General features: G+C 61.0%; 1 protein-coding gene. It reads right to left on the bottom strand.

From position 1 onward, the window contains the following. Nucleotides 1-38 precede the first annotated feature (38 nt). On the bottom strand, nucleotides 39-167 hold the full coding sequence (locus ACR9ZK_RS23470; protein WP_481344315.1) for a DUF4032 domain-containing protein: 129 nt from the start codon (nucleotides 165-167) through the stop codon (nucleotides 39-41). Between the last annotated feature and the right edge of the window lie 43 nt (nucleotides 168-210).

Genomic DNA, 210 nt, shown 5'->3' with positions numbered 1-210 from the left:
CCCCCCCCCCCCCCTCTCCTAAACAATAAACCCGCCTACTAGATGTAGCTCCGTCTCGTGGGCTCGGAGATGTGTATAAGAGACAGCATCGGCACGTCCCCGCCCGCACGCTCGCTCATGTACCAGCGGTGCTCGAGGATCTCGTGGAACACCTCGTCCGGCTGCACCTGCACCTGTCTCTTATACACATCTGACGCTGCCGACGACGGA

The sequence above is a fragment of the Monashia sp. HAY1-5C genome (genome assembly GCF_056755255.1).
Note: the sequence above shows the minus strand (reverse complement) of the source record. Positions and strands in the feature narration are given on the sequence as shown.